This window comes from Magnetospirillum sp. 15-1, assembly GCF_900184795.1.
Taxonomy (GTDB): domain Bacteria; phylum Pseudomonadota; class Alphaproteobacteria; order Rhodospirillales; family Magnetospirillaceae; genus Phaeospirillum.
Window position 1 is genome coordinate 265,715 of the sequence record NZ_FXXN01000022.1, and the last position, 17,056, is coordinate 282,770.

The following is a 17,056-nucleotide window of genomic DNA, read 5'->3' on the forward strand; positions in this document are numbered from 1 at the left end:
TAGTGCTCCGCTTTCAGGGGGTGTCGAGGGTAGATTCCTACGTATGGACGACGTGGATTCCCGCTTGCCCCGATCTCGCCGGTGGAGGTTTCCCTGGCAGGATGATTCCACGCCGGCCGCCCCGGCGGCCGGCGATTCACCGGTCGTGGCCGCCACCGACCTGCTGTGGAGCGTGGATGGCCGGGGTCGATTGACCATCCTGTCCGCTCCGACCGGAGTGAGGTTACCGCTGGCGTGGTGGCGGGCCGTCCATCTGGGGCGCCGCGACCGGCGGGAGCTGGCGGTCAGTCTGAGGGCCGGGCGGCCTTTTGCCGGGCTGCGGGCCCGCATTCGCCTGGGGCCGCTGACCGGGACATGCCTGGAGCTCTCTGGCCGATACCGCGATGGCGGCTGGAGTGGTGCCGCCCTGGTGCGGGACGATCCCTGGGGTGGCGATATCGCCGTCGATGGCCGGCATGGCGGTGATCTGGTCCAGGCCGTGCTCGATCAGGTGGCGGCGGCAATCCCCGCCGAGCACGTCTTCATCGCCCGGCGCGAGCGCGACGGCACCCTGGTGCCTGAATTCGTCGCCGCCAATCCGGCGGGCAGCGGCGATCTGGCCGGCTATCCCTATCGCAGTGCCGGTACCGCCTGCGGCGACGTGCTGGCCACCGGCCGCCCCCTGGTGGTCGCCGACCGTCTGGGCGACCGCTATCCTCCGCTCGGGCGGTTCCGTCGCCTGGGGATCACCGCCTATGCCGGCGCACCGCTGTTCGAGGGCCACGCCACCCCCTCGGCGGTGCTGGTCGCCCTGGGAACGAAGGCCTTCGACCATCCGCCCCGCATCGAGGCCATTCTGGCCGCCGCGATCCAGCGGATCGGGCCCGAGCTCCGCGTCGCCCTGGCGGAACGCCGCCTGTCGCATTCGGTGAAACGGCTGACCTCGCTGCTCGACAACATGCCGGGCGTGGCGTATCGCGCCCGCATGTCCCCCGACGGCCGCCGCCGCATGCTGTATGCCAGCCAGGGCGTCGAGCGGCTGATCGGGGTAAGCCCAGCCGAACTCTGCCGCTGGTCGTCGGATCGCCTGCTTGAATTGCGCCATCCCGACGACCGCGAGCGTTCCCTTGCCGACACCATCGCATCGCTTGGCCGCGACGGCACCGCCGAGTTGCGGTGGCGTCTGATTCGGCCGGACGGACGGGTGGTCTGGGTGCAGGCGAACGAGAGACTGGTCGAGCGCGACGGGGCCGATCTGGTCATCGAAGGGCTGATTCGCGACTGCGGTCCGGACATCGAGACGCAGGACGAGTTGACCCGCCGGGTCCGTGACTTGAAGACGGTGGTGGACTATGCCCCCGACTGGGAAAGCTGGCTGGACGAGACCGGACGCCTGCGCTGGATCAGCCCCGGCGTCGAGAAGGTCACGGGCTATACCGTGGCGGAATGCCAGCATTTTCCTGACTATCCGCGCTCCCTGGTCTGCGACGAGGACCAGGGCGTCTTCGACAACGCCGTGGCCGCCGCCCAGGCCGGTTCCATGGTGGCCGACGTGGACATCCGCATTCGCCGCCGCTGGGGCGAGGCCGGCTGGTGCTCGCTGTCCATCCAGCCGGTGACCGCCGACGGGCAGCCCGCCGGTCTGCGCCTGTGCATCCGCCGTATCGACCGGCGCAAGGCGGCCGAGCAGATGCTGCACCAGCGGGAAGAGGAAATCGCCCGGGTGCTGGCCGCCCTCGACCTGGTCCGCGAGGCGGTGGTCGTCAGCAATGCCGAGGGCCATGTCACCTACGCCAACGCCGCCGCCGCCCGTCTGCTCGGCTTCGAGGCCGCCGCCGCCCTGCGCGGGCGGCCCTGGCGGGAGCTGGGGCTGACCGGATCGTCGCGGGCTCCCTTCCTCGACATCATCGAATCCTCGCTGGCCAGCCGGGGGGCCTGGAGCGGCGAACTGGCGCTGAGCCGCGAAGAGGGCACCACCTTCCTCGACACCCGCTTCGCCCGCCTGCCCCAGGACGGCTTCATCGCGGTGCTGACCGATATCGGGGCGCGCAAGCTGGCCGACGAGCAACTGCGCGAGAACCAGGAGCGCTACCGCGCCCTGTTCGAAACGGCCGGCGACGCCATCTTCCTGATGGAAGGCGCCAGCATCATCGACTGCAATCCCCGGGCGGAGGCGGTGTTCGGCTATCCCCGCGGCGAGCTGCAAGGTCACGGGCTGCACGATTTCGCGCCACCCCGCCAGCCCGACGGCCGCGAGTCCCAGGTGGCGGCGGCGGGGTTGCTGTCCAAGGCGCTGAGCGGCAATCCCCAGGCCTATGAATGGCTGGGCCGCCACCGGGACGGCTCCCTGGTCAACCTGGACGTGACGCTGACCTGCGTGCCGCGCCGGGGACGGCCCTATCTGGTGGCGGTGGTACGCGACGTCACCGAGCGGCGGCGGCGGGAAGAGGAACAGCGCCACCTGGAGCAGCAACTGCAGCAGGCCCGCAAGCTGGAAGCCCTGGGCCAGCTGGCCGGCGGCGTGGCCCATGATTTCAACAACATCCTCGGCGCCATTCGCGGCTTTGCCGATCTTCTGGTGGACGAGGTGCCGGCGGGATCGCCGGGCGAGCGCTATGTGCGCCGCATCCTGACCGCCAGCGACCGGGCCAAGGGCGTGGTCCGCCAGATCCTGGCCTTCTCCCGCCGCAGCGAGGTGTCGCGCAGCAGCGTCGACCTGGGTCGGCTGGCGGAAGAGTGTCTGGGATTGCTGCGGGCCAGCATCCCGGCCACCACCGGTCTGGGCTTCAGCCTGGACGCCGGCGCGGCCGCCGCCGTGGTCGAGGGCGACCGCGACCAGCTCAGCCAGGTTATCCTCAATCTGGTGATCAATGCCAACGACGCCCTGGACGGGGCGCCGGGCGACATCCGCCTTGCCCTGGCTCCCGCCGGGGACATGCCGGAGCTTGGCCGTCTGGTCGGGCGGACCCGGCCCGAACTGGCCCTGGCCGTCGAGGTGGAGACCGCCGCCGACGGCGGCATCATTGCCGTGACCGGCAGCTTCGACCCCGACCGTCCCCACGTGGCGCTCAGCATCGCCGACAGCGGGCCGGGCATTCCCGAAGCGGTGATCGAGCACGCCTTCGACCCGTTCTTCACCACAAAATCGGCCCGCCAGGGCACCGGCCTGGGGCTGGCGGTGGTTCACAGCATCGTGCTGGCTCACCACGGGGCCATCGTGGTACGCAGCCATCCTGGGCGGGGTTGCCGCTTCGATATCGTTCTGCCCACCGGCCGGGGCGAGGCCGCCGCCGAGAGCGTCGCCACCGGGACCGGGATGGGGCTGCCACCGGGAACGCGGGTGCTGGTGGTCGACGACGATCTGGATTTCGGCGATATGATCCTCGCCATGCTCGAGCATCGCGGCATCGAGGCGGCGGTGGTGTCGTCACCGCTGGACGCCCTCGACGTTCTGCGCGAGCAGCCCGACGCCTGGGACGTCATGGTGACCGACCAGACCATGCCGGGGATGCGTGGCATCGATCTGGTGAAGGCGGTCAAGGCGATCCGGCCCAACCTTCCCTGCCTGATCTGCACCGGCTACCCCGAGGCCCTCGACGAAGGAACCCTGGCCGCCGCCGGTGTGTTCGCGCTGCTGCACAAGCCGGTGGACTTCCCCCATTACTTCGCCCTGCTGGGCCGGGCTCTGGCGGGGAGTTAGGCCGTTTCCGGCGACGGCAGGATTTCCCGGATCAGGGCGAACAGGGCGCCGACATCCAGCGGTTTGGCGAGATAGCGCACGCATCCCGCTTCGGTGGCCTGGCGAATGGTGCCGGCGGTGACGTCGGCGGACAGGGCGACCACCGGAATGGCGCTGGTTTCGGGGACCGCCTTGAGGCGGCGCAACGCCTCGATCCCGCTCAAACCCGGCAGGTTGATGTCCAGCAGGATCAGGTCCGGGCGGGCGACGGCGGCGATTTCCAGGCCGATCTCGGCGGTGGGGCTGGTCAGCAGGGTGAAGTCGGACAGCTCCGCCACCAGTTCCCGCATCAACTGCACGTTGGCGGGATTGTCCTCCACATAGAGAATGGTGCGGCCGCCTTCCGCCCTGGCGCCGATGGCGGCGAGCCCGCTGGTCTCGTGCCGGGCGGCCGAGGCCAGCAGGCCGGTGGCGGCGGGAATCTCGACCCAGAACGTGGTGCCCCGACCGCTGGCGGTCTCGAAGCCGATGCGCCCGCCCATGGCTTCGATCAGTTGCTTGGAAATGGTGAGGCCGATGCCGGTCCCCTCGATCTCGGTGGCTTCCGCCCCCAGGCGGTTGAAGGGCTGGAACAGCAGCACCTGCTTTTCCGGGGCGATGCCCGGCCCCTGGTCGGAGACCACGAAGCGGACGGTTTCCGCCGCTCCCGGTTCCATGGTCAGGGTCACCGTGCCGCCGGGGGCGCCGTACTTCACGGCGTTGGAGGTCAGGTTCAGCAGCACCTGCTTGAAGCGGGTATAGTCCGCCCGCAGATGGCTGGCCGTCGTTCCCGGGGTGCTGGCGTCGACGATGATGGCCTTGCCGGCGGCATAGGCGCGGGTCAGCTCGATCACCTCGTCGAACAGCGGCCGGGCCTCGACCTCCTCCACCGACAGGACCAGCTTGCCGGCCTCGATCCGGGCGAGGTCGAGCACCTCGTTGATCAGCTGCAGCAGATGCTGGCCGCCCTTGATGATGCACTGGGCCTGTCCGCGCTGCTTTTCCGTCAGCGGATTGGCCCGGCTGCCTTCCAGCAATTGCGCGAAGCCGAGGATGGCGTTGAGCGGCGTCCGCAGTTCGTGGCTCATGGAGGACAGGAAGTCGGACTTGGCCTGATTGGCGCTGTCGGCGGCTTCCTTGGCGCCCCGCAATTCCTGCTGATGGCGTTCCAGGTTGGACAGGGCGTTGCGCAGCGATTCCTCGGCGTATTGGCGCTCGTTGATTTCCTGCTGCAGGCTGGCGGTGCGCTCGCGGACCCTGGCCTCCAACTCGTCGCGGGCGGCGGTCAACTGCGCCTCGGCATGCTTGCGCTCGGTGACCTCGGCCGCCAGGGTGGCGTTGATGCGGGTCAGCTCCTCGCCCCGGCTTTGCAGTTCGGCATAGAGGATGCCGTTCTGCAGGAAGCCTGAGACTTCGTTGGCCAGCGTCTCCATGAAACCCAGCCGGCGGTTCAGGTCGCTGTCGGCGGACGCGGTGCCGAAGGCGAGAACGCCGAAAATCTGGTCGCCGCGCCCCAGCGGCAGGGCGGCCAGCGAGCCCAGGCCGGCTTCGGCGCAGCGCATCAGCCCGGCGTCGTATTCCTCGGCCAGCGCGCTGGAATAGACGGTCTCGCCGACGGTGAAGGCGCGGTGGCACAGGCAGCGGTCGGCCTCGGTGCAGATCGGCCGCTTGTCGGCGTCCGCGTCGCGCCAGCTTATGGCCCGCAACACCGGCTCGCCGTCGCCGTGGCGCAGGAACAGCATGGCCACGTCGGCACCCACCACCGGCAGGGTTTCCTGGACGGTGATCTCCACCAGATCGTCGAGGGCGACGGTGGCGCCCATGGTCTGGGCGAGGTGATGGAGAATGGCGATCTCGGCGGTGCGCTGGCGCTCCTGCGCCTCGGCCTTGCGCAGTTCGGTGACGTCGCGCAGGCTGATGACCGAAAGGCGCTCGTCGCCGTCGCCTGCCGCGAACAGGTTGGCCTCGGCCAGCAGCGGGCGGCCGTTGCCCCGATCGGTGGCGATATCCCTTCGTTCTCCCGCCGCGGCCAGCCCGTCGTCCAGCCCGGCCGCCAGACGCTTGCACAGCGGCGGCGGCAGCAGGGTGTCCTCCAGGCGATGGTTGATCACCTGGGCGGCCGGGACGGCCAGCATGTCCTCGGCGGCGGGATTGAACGCCACCACCGCGCGGTCGGTTCCCACCGCGACGAAGGCATCCATGGAGCCCTGGATGATGGCCCGCAGCTTGGCCTCGCTCTCCGCCAACTGGGCGCGGGAGCGGTCGAGACGGCGATAGGGCGCCCGCACCATGGCGACGAACAGCCCCTGGTACAGCAGGTAGAAGGCCACGACCTTGTAGCTGTGTCCCATGACGTTGAAGATGTCGGTGGTCCGCTGCCAGGCGGTGAAATACAGCTCGGACAGCACCATCACCCAGGCGGCACCCACCAGCCAGTAGCGGTTGGTCAGGCCACGGTTGCGCCACAGCAGGGGAATGGCCGCCGCCAGCATGGCGATGACGCTCCACTCGATGCCGATCTTGAAGGGGGTGAGGCCCTGGCCCCTGACGTAGGTGGCGGGCAGGGCGTCGAGATGGTAGAGGGCCGCCCATGCGACCACCCCTACCATGACCAGGATCATGCCCAGCAGCAGCGGCCGGGACCAGCGGCTGGCGAAGGGCCGCCAGGGCAGGATGGCGATGGTCAGCATCGTTCCGGCGGCCAGCAGCCGCGCCGCCAGCCAGAAGATCAGCCCCTTCTGCACGTCGCTGGGGGTGATGAAGTCGGGCATCCCGTCATAGGACAGGGTGTGAAGCATGTCGAACAGCGCGACGCCGAGGAAGGCGGCGGCCAGGATCGACAGGTTGCGGGGGCGCTCGCGGTCATGGGTATGCCATCCGACGGCGAAGACCAGCACCGCGACCACCGTCGAGAACCCTTCGGTGACCTGATGGAAGGCCAGGAAGACGTCGCGCTCGTCGAACAGATTGTGAAAGGGAATCAGGGGGGCGATGGCGAACAGCACGCTGAACCCCGCCGCGACCCAAAGGGCGACCCGCCCCTCGGCGGTGTCGCCATCGGTCTGCGACCGCTGCCTCGCGCCCCCGTCTTCCGGCATGGTCAACCCCTGCTGTCCCGTCCCCAGGACCGCATTCTACTTTGAAGCGGCGATTTCAGGAACAGCGTTGGTGCCGGTCGAGGTTGGGCCGTGGGGATGTCCTATCCGCGCAAGAACAGCCGGTAGGCGGGGTTATCCGTCTCGTCCTCGTGCGGGTAGCCCAGCGCCACGAGCCGCGCGTCGAACTTGGCGCGATCGCCCTGGGGAACCTGGACACCCACCAGGACGCGCCCGTAATCGGCGCCATGATTGCGGTAATGGAACAAGGTGATGTTCCAGTCGGTTCCGATGCCGTCGAGAAATCCAAGCAGCGCTCCGGGCCGTTCCGGAAATTCGCACCGCAGGATTATTTCGTCGTCGAGGGTGGGGGCGCGTCCGCCGACCATGTAGCGGACATGCAGCTTGGCGGTTTCATCGGCGCTGATATCGATCACGCCGTAGCTCAGGCGTTCAAGCTGCGCGACCAGTTCCGCCTTCTCGCGCGTCGCGTCGCCAAGCTTCAGGCCGACGAAAACATGGGCGTCGCTGCTGCCGGCGTAGCGGTAGTTGAATTCGGTGATCGCCCGATTGCCGAGCACCTGAATGAAGCGCCGGTAGCTGCCGGGCACCTCGGGAATGGTGACCGCCAGCAGGATTTCGCGCGCCTCGCCGACCTCGGCCCGCTCGGCCACATGGCGCAGGCGGTCGAAATTCATGTTGGCGCCGCTGCTGATGGCGATCAGCGAGCCCGAACGGCGGGGATTGGCCTGGGCATAGGCCTTCAGACCGGCCAGCGAAAGGGCGCCGGCCGGTTCGGCCAGGACCCGCACGTCCTCGAAGATGTCCTTGATCCCGGCGCAGATGGCGTCGGTGTCGGCGACCATGACGCCGTCGAGCAATTGCCGGCAAAGCCGGAAGGTCTCCTCGCCCGCCTGACGGACGGCGACGCCGTCGGCGAACAGGCCGACCCGATCGAGCACCACCCTCTCGTCGGCCTCCAGGGCGGCCTTCATCGAGGCGGCATCGGTCGGCTCGACGCCGATCACCTTGGTTTCCGGCCGCAGGAACTTGACGTAGGAGGCGATGCCGGCCGCCAGGCCGCCGCCGCCCACCGGCACGAAGATCGCCTCGATGGGATCGGGGTGCTGGTGAAGAATCTCGACGCCGACGGTCCCCTGGCCGGCGATCACGTCGGGATCGTCGTAGGGGTGGACGAAGATCAGGCCGCGTTCCCGCTCCAACTGCCGGGCATGGGCATGGGCCTCGTCGAATGTGTCGCCGTACAGGACGGCGTTGCCTCCCCAGTACCGCACGGCCTCGACCTTGATGGCCGGGGTCGTTACCGGCATCACGATGGTGGCCTCGATGCCCAGCCGGTTGGCGGACAGCGCCACGCCCTGGGCATGGTTGCCCGCCGATGCGCAGATCACGCCGGCGGCCCTCGCCTCGTCGGACAACTGGGCGATGCGGTTATGGGCCCCCCGGATCTTGAACGAGAAAATCGGCTGCAGATCCTCGCGCTTGAGAAAAACCGGGCCGTCCAGCCGGCGCGCCAGCCGGACCATGGGGTCCAGCGGCGTCTGAAGCGCCACGTCATAGACACGGGCATTCAGGATCTTGCGAACATAATCAATCACATGGCACCTGTCGCGATATCGGCCCGAGGGGCGGTGGGCGCCATTCTAGGACAGTTGGGCGGCTAAAGAACTATCGCCGCCGCTATCAGCGCCGCTTTTCGAAGAAGGCCCTGAGCATCTCCGCCGAGCGGCTTTCCTCCAGCCCGCCATAGACCTCGGGGCGGTGATGGCAGGTGGCATGGTCGAAGACCTTGGCGCCGTGCTCGACGCCACCGCCCTTGGGGTCGTAGGCGCCGAAATACAGCCGGCGGATGCGGGCCAGGGAGATGGCCGCCGCGCACATGGGGCAGGGTTCCAGGGTGACGTAGAGGTCGCAGCCCTCGAGCCGCTTGTCGCCGAGCGCCGCCGCCTGACGGATGGCCAGCATCTCGGCGTGGGCCGTGGGATCGCCCAGTTCCTCCACCCGGTTGCCGGCCGTGGCGATGACGGCGCCGTCCCTGACGATCACCGCGCCCACCGGCACCTCGCCGCGGGCGCTCGCCGCCTCGGCCTCGGCCAGGGCGAGGGCCATGAAGCCGGAGCCGGCCACTATCGCCTGGCCGCCACCAGATCGGTCTTGGCGATGCGGCGCAACGAAACCTCCAGCCGGGCGTCGGCCTTGGCGATCTCCATCAGGGCGTCGCGGGTGAAGTCGATATGGGCCTCGGCGGCGGCCTTGGCGGCGTCGGGGTCGCCGGCCATCACCGTCTGGTAGACGGCGCGGTGCTGCTCGAGCAGCAATTCGCGCACGCCCTGGCGCTGATAGAGCTTGGCGCGGTTGTAGAACACATCCTTGCGCAGCATATCCGACAGCGAGCGCATGATGTGCAGCATCACCAGATTGTGCGACGCCTCGTAGACCGCCAGATGGAAATCGGCGTCGGTCTCGGCCTCGTCGCTGGAATCGTCCTTCTGGTGGGCGATTTCCATCTTCTCGAAGCATTCGCGGATCAGGTCGCGGTCCACGTCGGTGCCGCGCAGCGCCGCGAAATAGGCGGCCGAGCCCTCGACGAAGCGGCGGAATTCCAGATAGTCGAAGGTGGTCTCGGGCCGCGACGCCAGGGCGGTGTACAGCGGCTCGGTGAAGCCCTCGCCCAGCATGGGGGCGACGAAGGTGGCGCCGCCGCGTCCCGATTTCAGCAGGCCGCGCTTTTCCAGCTTCTCCAGCGCCTCGCGCAGGGACGGGCGGGAGACGTCGAAGCGCTGGGCCAGCTCGCGTTCGGCCAGCAGGCGTTCTCCTGGCCGCAAACTCCCTTCAAGGATAAGCTGCTCCAGGTGGTCGGCGATGGTGTCGGCCAGCTTGGCCGGCCTGATCGGTTCCGTCATGTGCTGCCCTCTTTGTGCGGGCTTTGTCTACCCGCACCTTTCGCTCATGTAAAGCCGCCTCTGTCTGATGGTAAGCTCAAAGCTCCTGTTTACAACAGTGGTAAAAAGTTTTATCCACCGCCCCATCAACGATCAACATGGTGAGCCATGACATCCTCCGCCTCGGGCAAGCCCCCTTTTCGCAAGCTGCTGGTCGCCAATCGCGGCGAGATCGCCATCCGCATCTGCCGCGCCGCCACCGAACTGGGGCTGGGCACCGTGGCGGTGTATTCCACCGAGGATCGCTTCGCCCTGCATCGCTTCAAGGCGGATGAGAGCTATCTGATCGGCAAGGGAAGCGGGCCGATCGAGGCCTATCTGTCCATCGACGAGATGATCCGGGTGGGTCGTGAGGCCGGCTGCGACGCCGTGCATCCCGGCTACGGCTTCCTGTCCGAGAATCCGGATTTCGCCGATGCGGTGCGGGCGGCGGGCATGGCCTTCGTCGGCCCCTCGTCCGACGTCATGCGCCTGCTGGGCAATAAGGTGGCGGCGCGCGCCCTGGCGGAAAAGGCCGGGGTGCCGGTGATGCCGGCCACGGGGCCGCTGCCCGCCGATCTGGCCGAGAGCAAGCGGCTGGCGGCGGCGGTCGGCTACCCCCTGATGCTGAAGGCCAGCTGGGGCGGCGGCGGTCGCGGCATGCGGGTGATCGAGGCCGAGACCGAACTGGAGGAACTCCTGGCGGTGGCGCGGCGCGAAGCCAAGGCCGCCTTCGGCAACGACGAGGTCTACCTGGAAAAGCTGGTGCGCCGGGCGCGCCACGTGGAGGTGCAGATCCTGGGCGATTCCCAGGGCAATCTGGTGCATCTGTACGAGCGCGACTGCTCGGTGCAGCGCCGGAACCAGAAGGTGGTGGAACGCGCCCCCGCCCCTTATCTCGATGGCCGGAGCCGCCTGGAATTGTGCGAGACGGCCGTGCGGCTGGCCCGCGCCGCCGCCTACGAGAACGCAGGCACCGTCGAGTTCCTGATGGACATGGAGACGGGGTCTTTCTACTTCATCGAGGTCAACCCGCGTGTCCAGGTGGAGCATACGGTGACCGAGGTGGTCACCGGCATCGACATCGTCAAGGCGCAGATCCGCATCGCCGGCGGGGCGCCCATCGGCGGTCCGGGGTCCGACGTGCCCAGGCAGGCCGATATCCCGCTCAACGGCCATGCCATTCAATGCCGCATCACCACCGAGGACCCGGCCAACAACTTCATCCCCGATTACGGCCGCATCACCGCCTATCGCGGCGCCAACGGCTTCGGTATCCGCCTGGACGGCGGCACCGCCTTTTCCGGGGCGCTGATCACGCGGCATTACGATTCGCTGCTGGAGAAGGTCACCGCCTGGGCGCCGACGCCCGAGGAGGCCATCGCCCGCATGGATCGGGCGCTGCGCGAGTTCCGCATCCGTGGCGTCGCCACCAACCTGACCTTCCTGGAAGCGGTGATCGAGCATCCCAAGTTCGTGGGCTGCGCCTACACCACCCGTTTCATCGACGAGACGCCCGAGCTGTTCGCCCGTCAGGACCGCCGCGACCGCGCCACCAAGGTGCTGTCCTTCGTGGGCGACGTCATGGTCAACGGCAATCCGGAAGTGGCGGGCATGAAGCGCCCGGCCATCGGCCACCTGCCGGACCTGCCGCCCTTTTCCGCCACCGAGCCGCCCTCCGGGTCCAGGCAATTGCTGGACCGGCTGGGGGCCGGGGGACTGGCCCAGTGGATGCTTGAGCAGAAACGGGTTCTGGTCACCGACACCACCTTCCGCGACGCCCACCAGTCGCTGATCGCCACCCGCATGCGCTCGTACGACCTGCTGGCGGCGGCCCCGGCCTATGCCCGCCTGCTGCCCGGTCTGTTCTCGGCCGAATGCTGGGGCGGCGCCACCTTCGACGTGGCCATGCGCTTCCTCAAGGAAGACCCGTGGGAGCGTCTGCGCGCCTTCCGCGCCGCCATGCCCAATGTGCTGCTGCAGATGCTGCTGCGCTCGGCCAACGCGGTGGGCTACACCAATTACCCCGACAACGTGGTCCGGCATTTCGTCGCCCAGGCGGCGGAAAACGGGGTCGACCTGTTCCGCGTCTTCGACTCGCTCAACTGGGTCGACAACATGCACGTGGCCATCGACGCGGTGCGCGATTCGGGCAAGGTCTGCGAGGCGGCCATCTGCTACACCGGCGACATCTTCGACGCCGCCCGGCCCAAATACGACCTCAAATACTACGTGAGCATGGCCAAGGCCCTGGAAAAGGCCGGCGCCCACATCCTGGGCATCAAGGACATGGCCGGTCTGGCCCGTCCGCGCGCCATCGCCGCCCTGGTCAAGGCGCTGAAGCAGGAGGTGGGCCTGCCCATCCACTTCCACACCCACGACACCTCGGGCCTGTCGGCCGCCTCGGTGCTGGCGGCGGTGGATGCCGGGGTGGATGCGGTGGATGCCGCCATGGATTCCATGAGCGGCCTGACCAGCCAGCCGCCGCTGGGCTCCATCTGCGCGGCACTGGCCGGGCACGAGCGCGACCCCGGCCTCGACCAGGGGGCGCTCAACGCCCTGTCCCGCTACTGGGAAGGCGTGCGCGCCCTTTACGCCCCTTTCGAGGCCGACATCCGCTCGGGGACGGCCGAGGTCTACGGGCACGAGATGCCGGGCGGCCAGTACACCAATCTGCGCGCCCAGGCCCGCTCGCTCGGCGTCGAACAGCACTGGGACTGGGTGGCCAAGGCCTATGCCGACGTGAATGCCATGTTCGGCGACGTGGTCAAGGTCACCCCCACCAGCAAGGTGGTGGGCGACATGGCCCTGATGATGGTGACCAGCAACCTGACCCCCGACGACGTTCTGGACCCCGACAAGGAAATCGCCTTCCCCGAATCGGTGGTGTCGTTCTTCAAGGGCGACCTGGGCCAGCCGGCGGGCGGCTTCCCCGCCGCGCTGCAAAAGAAGGTGTTGGGCGGCGTCCAGCCCATTACCGTGCGTCCCGGCGCCGTCCTGCCGCCCGCCGACCTCGTCGCCGTGCGGGACGAGGCGGAGAAGAAGGCCGGCCGCAAGCTCTCCGAGGCGGAACTGGCCTCCTACCTGATGTATCCCAAGGTGTTCTCGGACTTCGCCGCCCATCAGCGGCAGTACGGCGATGTTTCGACCCTGCCCACCGAAGTGTTCTTCTGGGGCATGCAGCCCGGCCAGGAGATCGCCATTGACCTGGAGAAGGGCAAAAGCCTGATCGTCCGCTACCTCGCCACCGCCGAGCCCGAGGAGGACGGCAGCCGCAAGGTGTTCTTCGAGTTGAACGGCCAGCCGCGCACCGTCAAGGTCTTCGACCGCAAGGTGGCCCCGGCCCGCGTGGCGCGGCCCAAGGCGGAGGCCGGCAATGCCGACCATGTGGGCGCCCCCATGCCGGGTCTGGTGGTCAGCGTCGCGATCCATGCCGGGCAGACGGTGGAGAAGGGGGACCTGCTGGTTTCCATCGAGGCCATGAAGATGGAGACGGCGGTGCGTGCCGAGCGGGCGGGAACCATCGCCTCGGTGGCGGTCACTCCCGGCACCCAGGTGGAGGCCAAGGACCTGCTGGTGGTCCTGGAGGGTTAGCTTGACCTTGCCATGTCCCCACGGATGTGGCACTCCGGCTTCCGAGGGCGAATCCGTTGGGAGCGGGGGAGCGATTTGCGGGTGAGTGATCTGGACGGGGACGCGGAGCGGTCCTACCGGTTGACGGTTCGCGCCCTGGCGGGGCTGGCGGTGGTGCTGCTGGCCTATCCGCTGGCCCGCATCTTCTGGGATTTCGAGATCGACAATACCGAGGGCTGGAACGCGTTCCTTCAGGTGCGCGCCATCGCCGGATTGCCGCTCTACGACACCGGGTCACCCTATTTCTTCAACAACTACCCGCCGCTGTCGTTCTATCTGGTCGGCGCCCTGTCCAAGGTGGTGGGCGACGTCAATCTGGCCGGCCGACTGGTCTCCCTCGCGGCCATGATGGTCGTCTGCCTGGCGGTGCGCTCCGTCGTCCGCTCGGCGGGGGCGTCGCGGCTGGACGGATGGTTCGCCGCCGTCACCTGCGCCCTGTTCTTCGGCTGCCTGCTGGCCGATCATGTGGGCAAGAACAATCCGCAATTGCTGGCCCATGCCTTCGTGCTGAGCGGTCTGGCCGTGTATCTGAGGGGCGAGGCCGACGCCCGGCGCGCCGCCCTGGCCGCCCTGCTGTTCTCGGCCGGCGTGCTGGTCAAGCACAACCTGATCTGCCTGCCCCTGCTGGTGGCGGTGGACGTTCTGGTGCGCGGTCCGGCCCGTGTCCGGCTGGCTTATGTAGCGACCGGCATCGCCGTGGCGGCGGTCAGCGGCGGCTTGCTGTGGCTGCTGAGCGGTCCGGGGTTCTTCACCCAGTTGCTGGCGTCGCGCACCTGGGACATCACGCGGGCCTTCCTGTTCACCACCGAAATCCTCAGCCAGTTCCAGGCCCCCCTGGCGGTGGTCGGGCTGGGCCTGCTGGCGGCGCGGCGCACCCGGCCGGCCGGTTTGATCCTGGCCTATCTGGCCGTGGCCCTGGCCCTGGGCGCCGTGTTCTCCGGCGGGGCGGGGGTGGACGTCAACGTCTATTTTGACGCCTACATCGCCCTGGCCATCGGCGCCGGGCTGGTGCTGTACCTGGCTCCCTTCCCCATGGCGCGGCCGGTGATGGCGCTGGTCGTCAATGCCGGCGTGCTGTTCTACGCTCCGGCCGCCCTGGGGCGGTTCGGGGTGGAGATGCTGGGCGAGATGGCCGGCCGCGAGGCCATGTTCCACGATGACATCGCCTATCTGAAGGGGATCGAGGGCACGGCGCTGTGCCAATCGCATCTGTTGTGCCTGCGGGCCGGCAAGCCGGCTTTCTATGATCCCATCAACGCCCTGCAGGCCATGATCATGGGCCGGCTGCCCGCCGACACCCTGACCGGCATGCTGCGCCGTCACGAGATCGCCGTGGTGGAACTGATCGATCCGCCCAAGCATGCCGAGGACGACAATCCCGGCGCCCTGGTGCCGCCGCCCCGCTGGATGGATTTCCAGGACGAGGTGTTCACCGTGCTGCGCGAGGAATACGTGCTGGACCGGGTCAGCCTGTCGGGCCGCTTCTACCGCCCTAAAGGGGATACTTGACCCCGGTGAGGCAAAGCCCGGCCGACGGCGCGGTCGGGCCGCCCTTGGTGCGGTCGCGGGCCTCCAGCGCCTTGGCCATGTCGTCGGGGCTCCACTTGCCTTGGCCCACCAGCTTCAAGGTGCCGACCATGTTGCGCACCTGATGGTGCAGGAACGAGCGGGCCTCGGCGACGATGCGAATCTCCTCGCCCAGCCGCGTCACGTCCAGCACGTCCAGGGTCTTCATGGGGCTTTTCGCCTGGCATTCCGAGGCGCGGAAGGTGGTGAAGTCGTGATGGCCGAGCAGGCGCCTGGCGCCCTCGGCCATGGAATCGGCATCGAGCGCCACCGGCACCCACCAGGCTCGGCGCTGGTCGAGCGCCAGCGGCGCCCGCCGGTTGACGATGCGGTAAAGATAGGCCCGGCCGATGGCCGAGAAGCGGGCGTGAAAGTCGTCGCCCACCTTTTCGGCGGCGATTACCGCCACCGGCCTGGGCTTCATATGGTAGTTGAGCGCGTCGCGCACCGTGTCGGCGGGATAATCGCGGGCCAGGTCCACGTGGGCCACCTGACCGGTGGCGTGGACGCCGGTATCGGTCCGTCCCGCCGCGAAGACGGTGCAGGGGCCGCCGCAAAGCTTTTCCGCCGCCGTCTCCAGCACGCCCTGGACCGACAGGCCTTTGTCCTGGCGTTGCCAGCCGATGAAGGGGGAGCCGTCGTATTCGACGAGGAGGCGGTAGCGGGGCATCAGCCCAGCACCGTGCCCTTGGGAATGGAATGGCCGCGCAGCATTTCCGTGGCTGTCATGGCCGCCTTGCCGGCCCGCTGGACCTTGAGCGGCCGCAGGGCGAACTTGCCGCAGGCCACACTGAGCTGATCGTCGAGCACGGTTCCCGGCACGCCGGAACCGGGCATCACCGCCGCCTCGATGACCTTGATGCGTTCGCCCGCCATCTCGAACCACACGCCGGGCCAGGGATTGAGCGCGCGCACCTTGCGGTCCAGTTCCACCGCCGTCTGGCGCCAGTCCAGCAGCCCTTCCTCCTTGGCCAGCTTGTGGGCGTAGGTCACGCCCTCGGCCGGCTGGGGCGTGGCGGGCAGGGGGTCTTCGTCCTCCAGCTTGCCCAGGGCCTCGACGATCATGCGCGCCCCCATGGCGGCCAGCATGTCGTGCAGCCAGGAAGCGGTGGCGTCGGGCAGCAGCAGGATGCTCTCCTTCAGCAGCATGGCCCCGGTATCCAGCCCGGCATCCATCTGCATGATGGTGACGCCCGTCTCGGGGTCGCCGGCCAGGATGGCCCGCTGGATGGGAGCCGCGCCGCGCCAGCGCGGCAGCAGCGAGGCATGGACGTTGAGGCAGCCGAGGCGCGGCGCGTCCAGCACCGCCTGGGGCAGGATCAGGCCGTAGGCGGCGACCACCGCCACGTCGGCGTCCAGCGCGGCGAACTCGGCCTGGGCCTCGGGCGATTTCAGGCTTTTCGGGGTGCGGACCGGGATGCCCCGCTGATGGGCGAACGCATGGACGGGAGTCAGCTGCTCCTTGTGGCCGCGCCCGGCGGGCCGCGGCGGCTGGGAGTAGACGCAGACCACCTGATGCCCGGCCTCGACCAGCGAGTCCAGGATGGGGACCGAGAAGTCGGGCGTCCCCATGAACACCAGTTTCATTCCGCGTCCTTCCGGGCCTTGAGCAGCTTGCGCAGGATCATGTTGCGCTTCAAGGACGACAGGTGGTCGATGAACAAGATGCCGTCCAGATGGTCCATCTCGTGCTGGACCACGGTGGCCAGCAGGCCATCGGCGTGGATTTCCTGTTTGGCGCCGTTCTCGTCGAGATAGCGGACCTTGATCTCCTTGGGGCGCACCACGTTGGAGTAGTGCTCGGGCACCGACAGGCAGCCCTCCTCGTAGGTGTTGTCCTCGTCCGACGCCCAGACGATCTCGGGATTGATCATGCTGATGGGGTCGCGGTCCTCTTCCTTGCGGCCGATATCCATGACGATCACCCGCTCCAGCACGCCGACCTGGGGAGCGGCCAGCCCGATGCCCGGCGCGTGGTACATGGTGTCCAGCATGTCGGCCAGCAGGGCGCGGATGCGATCATCCACGGCGGCGACGGGCTTGGACTTGGACTTCAGCACCGGATCGGGCGCGGTCAGAATGGGCAGCAAGGCCATGATGAAACCTTCGACGATATCTCTCCC

General features: G+C 68.5%; 10 protein-coding genes. 3 read left to right on the forward strand and 7 right to left on the reverse strand.

Annotated elements, in window-relative coordinates; genetic code table 11:
- The first annotated feature begins 145 nt into the window (after window positions 1-145).
- On the forward strand, window positions 146-3,679 hold the full coding sequence (locus tag CP958_RS09305) for a PAS domain S-box protein (RefSeq protein WP_170958913.1): 3,534 nt from the start codon (window positions 146-148) through the stop codon (window positions 3,677-3,679).
- On the opposite strand, the gene CP958_RS09310 is transcribed toward CP958_RS09305, so the two are convergent.
- From CP958_RS09310 to CP958_RS09325, 4 genes are all read right to left on the reverse strand, one after another.
- The gene (locus CP958_RS09310) at window positions 3,676-6,795 is read right to left on the reverse strand and encodes an MASE3 domain-containing protein (protein ID WP_096701674.1); all 3,120 of its coding nucleotides are present in this window, start codon (window positions 6,793-6,795) and stop codon (window positions 3,676-3,678) included. The two genes, CP958_RS09305 and CP958_RS09310, sit on opposite strands and share 4 nt — an antisense overlap.
- Before the next feature lie 101 nt (window positions 6,796-6,896).
- Window positions 6,897-8,411, reverse strand: coding sequence for a threonine ammonia-lyase, biosynthetic (gene ilvA / locus CP958_RS09315; RefSeq protein WP_096701675.1), 1,515 nt, complete (start codon window positions 8,409-8,411; stop codon window positions 6,897-6,899).
- A gap of 85 nt (window positions 8,412-8,496) precedes the next feature.
- The gene (locus CP958_RS09320; protein ID WP_096701733.1) at window positions 8,497-8,922 is read right to left on the reverse strand and encodes a nucleoside deaminase; all 426 of its coding nucleotides are present in this window, start codon (window positions 8,920-8,922) and stop codon (window positions 8,497-8,499) included.
- Window positions 8,923-8,939: 17 nt separating this feature from the next.
- Entirely contained in the window at window positions 8,940-9,716 is a 777-nt protein-coding gene (locus tag CP958_RS09325) for an FCD domain-containing protein (RefSeq protein ID WP_096701676.1), read from the reverse strand.
- A 147-nt stretch (window positions 9,717-9,863) separates the two neighbouring features.
- Here CP958_RS09325 and CP958_RS09330 point away from each other — a divergent pair, with 147 nt between their 5' ends.
- Window positions 9,864-13,328, forward strand: a complete 3,465-nt coding sequence (locus CP958_RS09330) for a pyruvate carboxylase (protein ID WP_096701677.1) — start codon at window positions 9,864-9,866, stop codon at window positions 13,326-13,328.
- An 81-nt stretch (window positions 13,329-13,409) separates the two neighbouring features.
- Window positions 13,410-14,876 carry a glycosyltransferase family 39 protein gene (locus CP958_RS09335; protein ID WP_242442815.1) on the forward strand — a complete coding sequence of 489 codons (1,467 nt, stop codon included), beginning with the start codon at window positions 13,410-13,412 and terminating at the stop codon, window positions 14,874-14,876.
- On the opposite strand, the gene truA is transcribed toward CP958_RS09335, so the two are convergent.
- The 3 genes from truA to def are packed head-to-tail and all read right to left on the reverse strand — an operon-like array spanning window position 14,860 to window position 17,029.
- On the reverse strand, window positions 14,860-15,603 hold the full coding sequence (gene truA, locus CP958_RS09340) for a tRNA pseudouridine(38-40) synthase TruA (RefSeq protein ID WP_096701679.1): 744 nt from the start codon (window positions 15,601-15,603) through the stop codon (window positions 14,860-14,862). The two genes, CP958_RS09335 and truA, sit on opposite strands and share 17 nt — an antisense overlap.
- Entirely contained in the window at window positions 15,603-16,520 is a 918-nt protein-coding gene (gene fmt, locus CP958_RS09345) for a methionyl-tRNA formyltransferase (protein ID WP_096701680.1), read from the reverse strand. Before fmt ends, truA begins: the two co-directional genes overlap by 1 nt.
- Window positions 16,517-17,029 carry a peptide deformylase gene (gene def, locus CP958_RS09350; RefSeq protein ID WP_096701734.1) on the reverse strand — a complete coding sequence of 171 codons (513 nt, stop codon included), beginning with the start codon at window positions 17,027-17,029 and terminating at the stop codon, window positions 16,517-16,519. The genes fmt and def overlap by 4 nt, the downstream gene beginning before the upstream one ends.
- Between the last annotated feature and the right edge of the window lie 27 nt (window positions 17,030-17,056).

What these genes read in the sequence shown, in the direction of transcription:
- CP958_RS09330 (WP_096701677.1), top strand. Translation starts at nt 9,864, where the DNA reads ATGACATCCTCCGCCTCGGGCAAGCCCCCTTTTCGCAAGCTGCTGGTC.
- fmt (WP_096701680.1), bottom strand. Translation starts at nt 16,520, where the DNA reads ATGAAACTGGTGTTCATGGGGACGCCCGACTTCTCGGTCCCCATCCTG.
- CP958_RS09310 (WP_096701674.1), bottom strand. Translation starts at nt 6,795, where the DNA reads ATGCCGGAAGACGGGGGCGCGAGGCAGCGGTCGCAGACCGATGGCGAC.
- CP958_RS09320 (WP_096701733.1), bottom strand. Translation starts at nt 8,922, where the DNA reads ATGGCCCTCGCCCTGGCCGAGGCCGAGGCGGCGAGCGCCCGCGGCGAG.
- def (WP_096701734.1), bottom strand. Translation starts at nt 17,029, where the DNA reads ATGGCCTTGCTGCCCATTCTGACCGCGCCCGATCCGGTGCTGAAGTCC.
- CP958_RS09325 (WP_096701676.1), bottom strand. Translation starts at nt 9,716, where the DNA reads ATGACGGAACCGATCAGGCCGGCCAAGCTGGCCGACACCATCGCCGAC.
- truA (WP_096701679.1), bottom strand. Translation starts at nt 15,603, where the DNA reads ATGCCCCGCTACCGCCTCCTCGTCGAATACGACGGCTCCCCCTTCATC.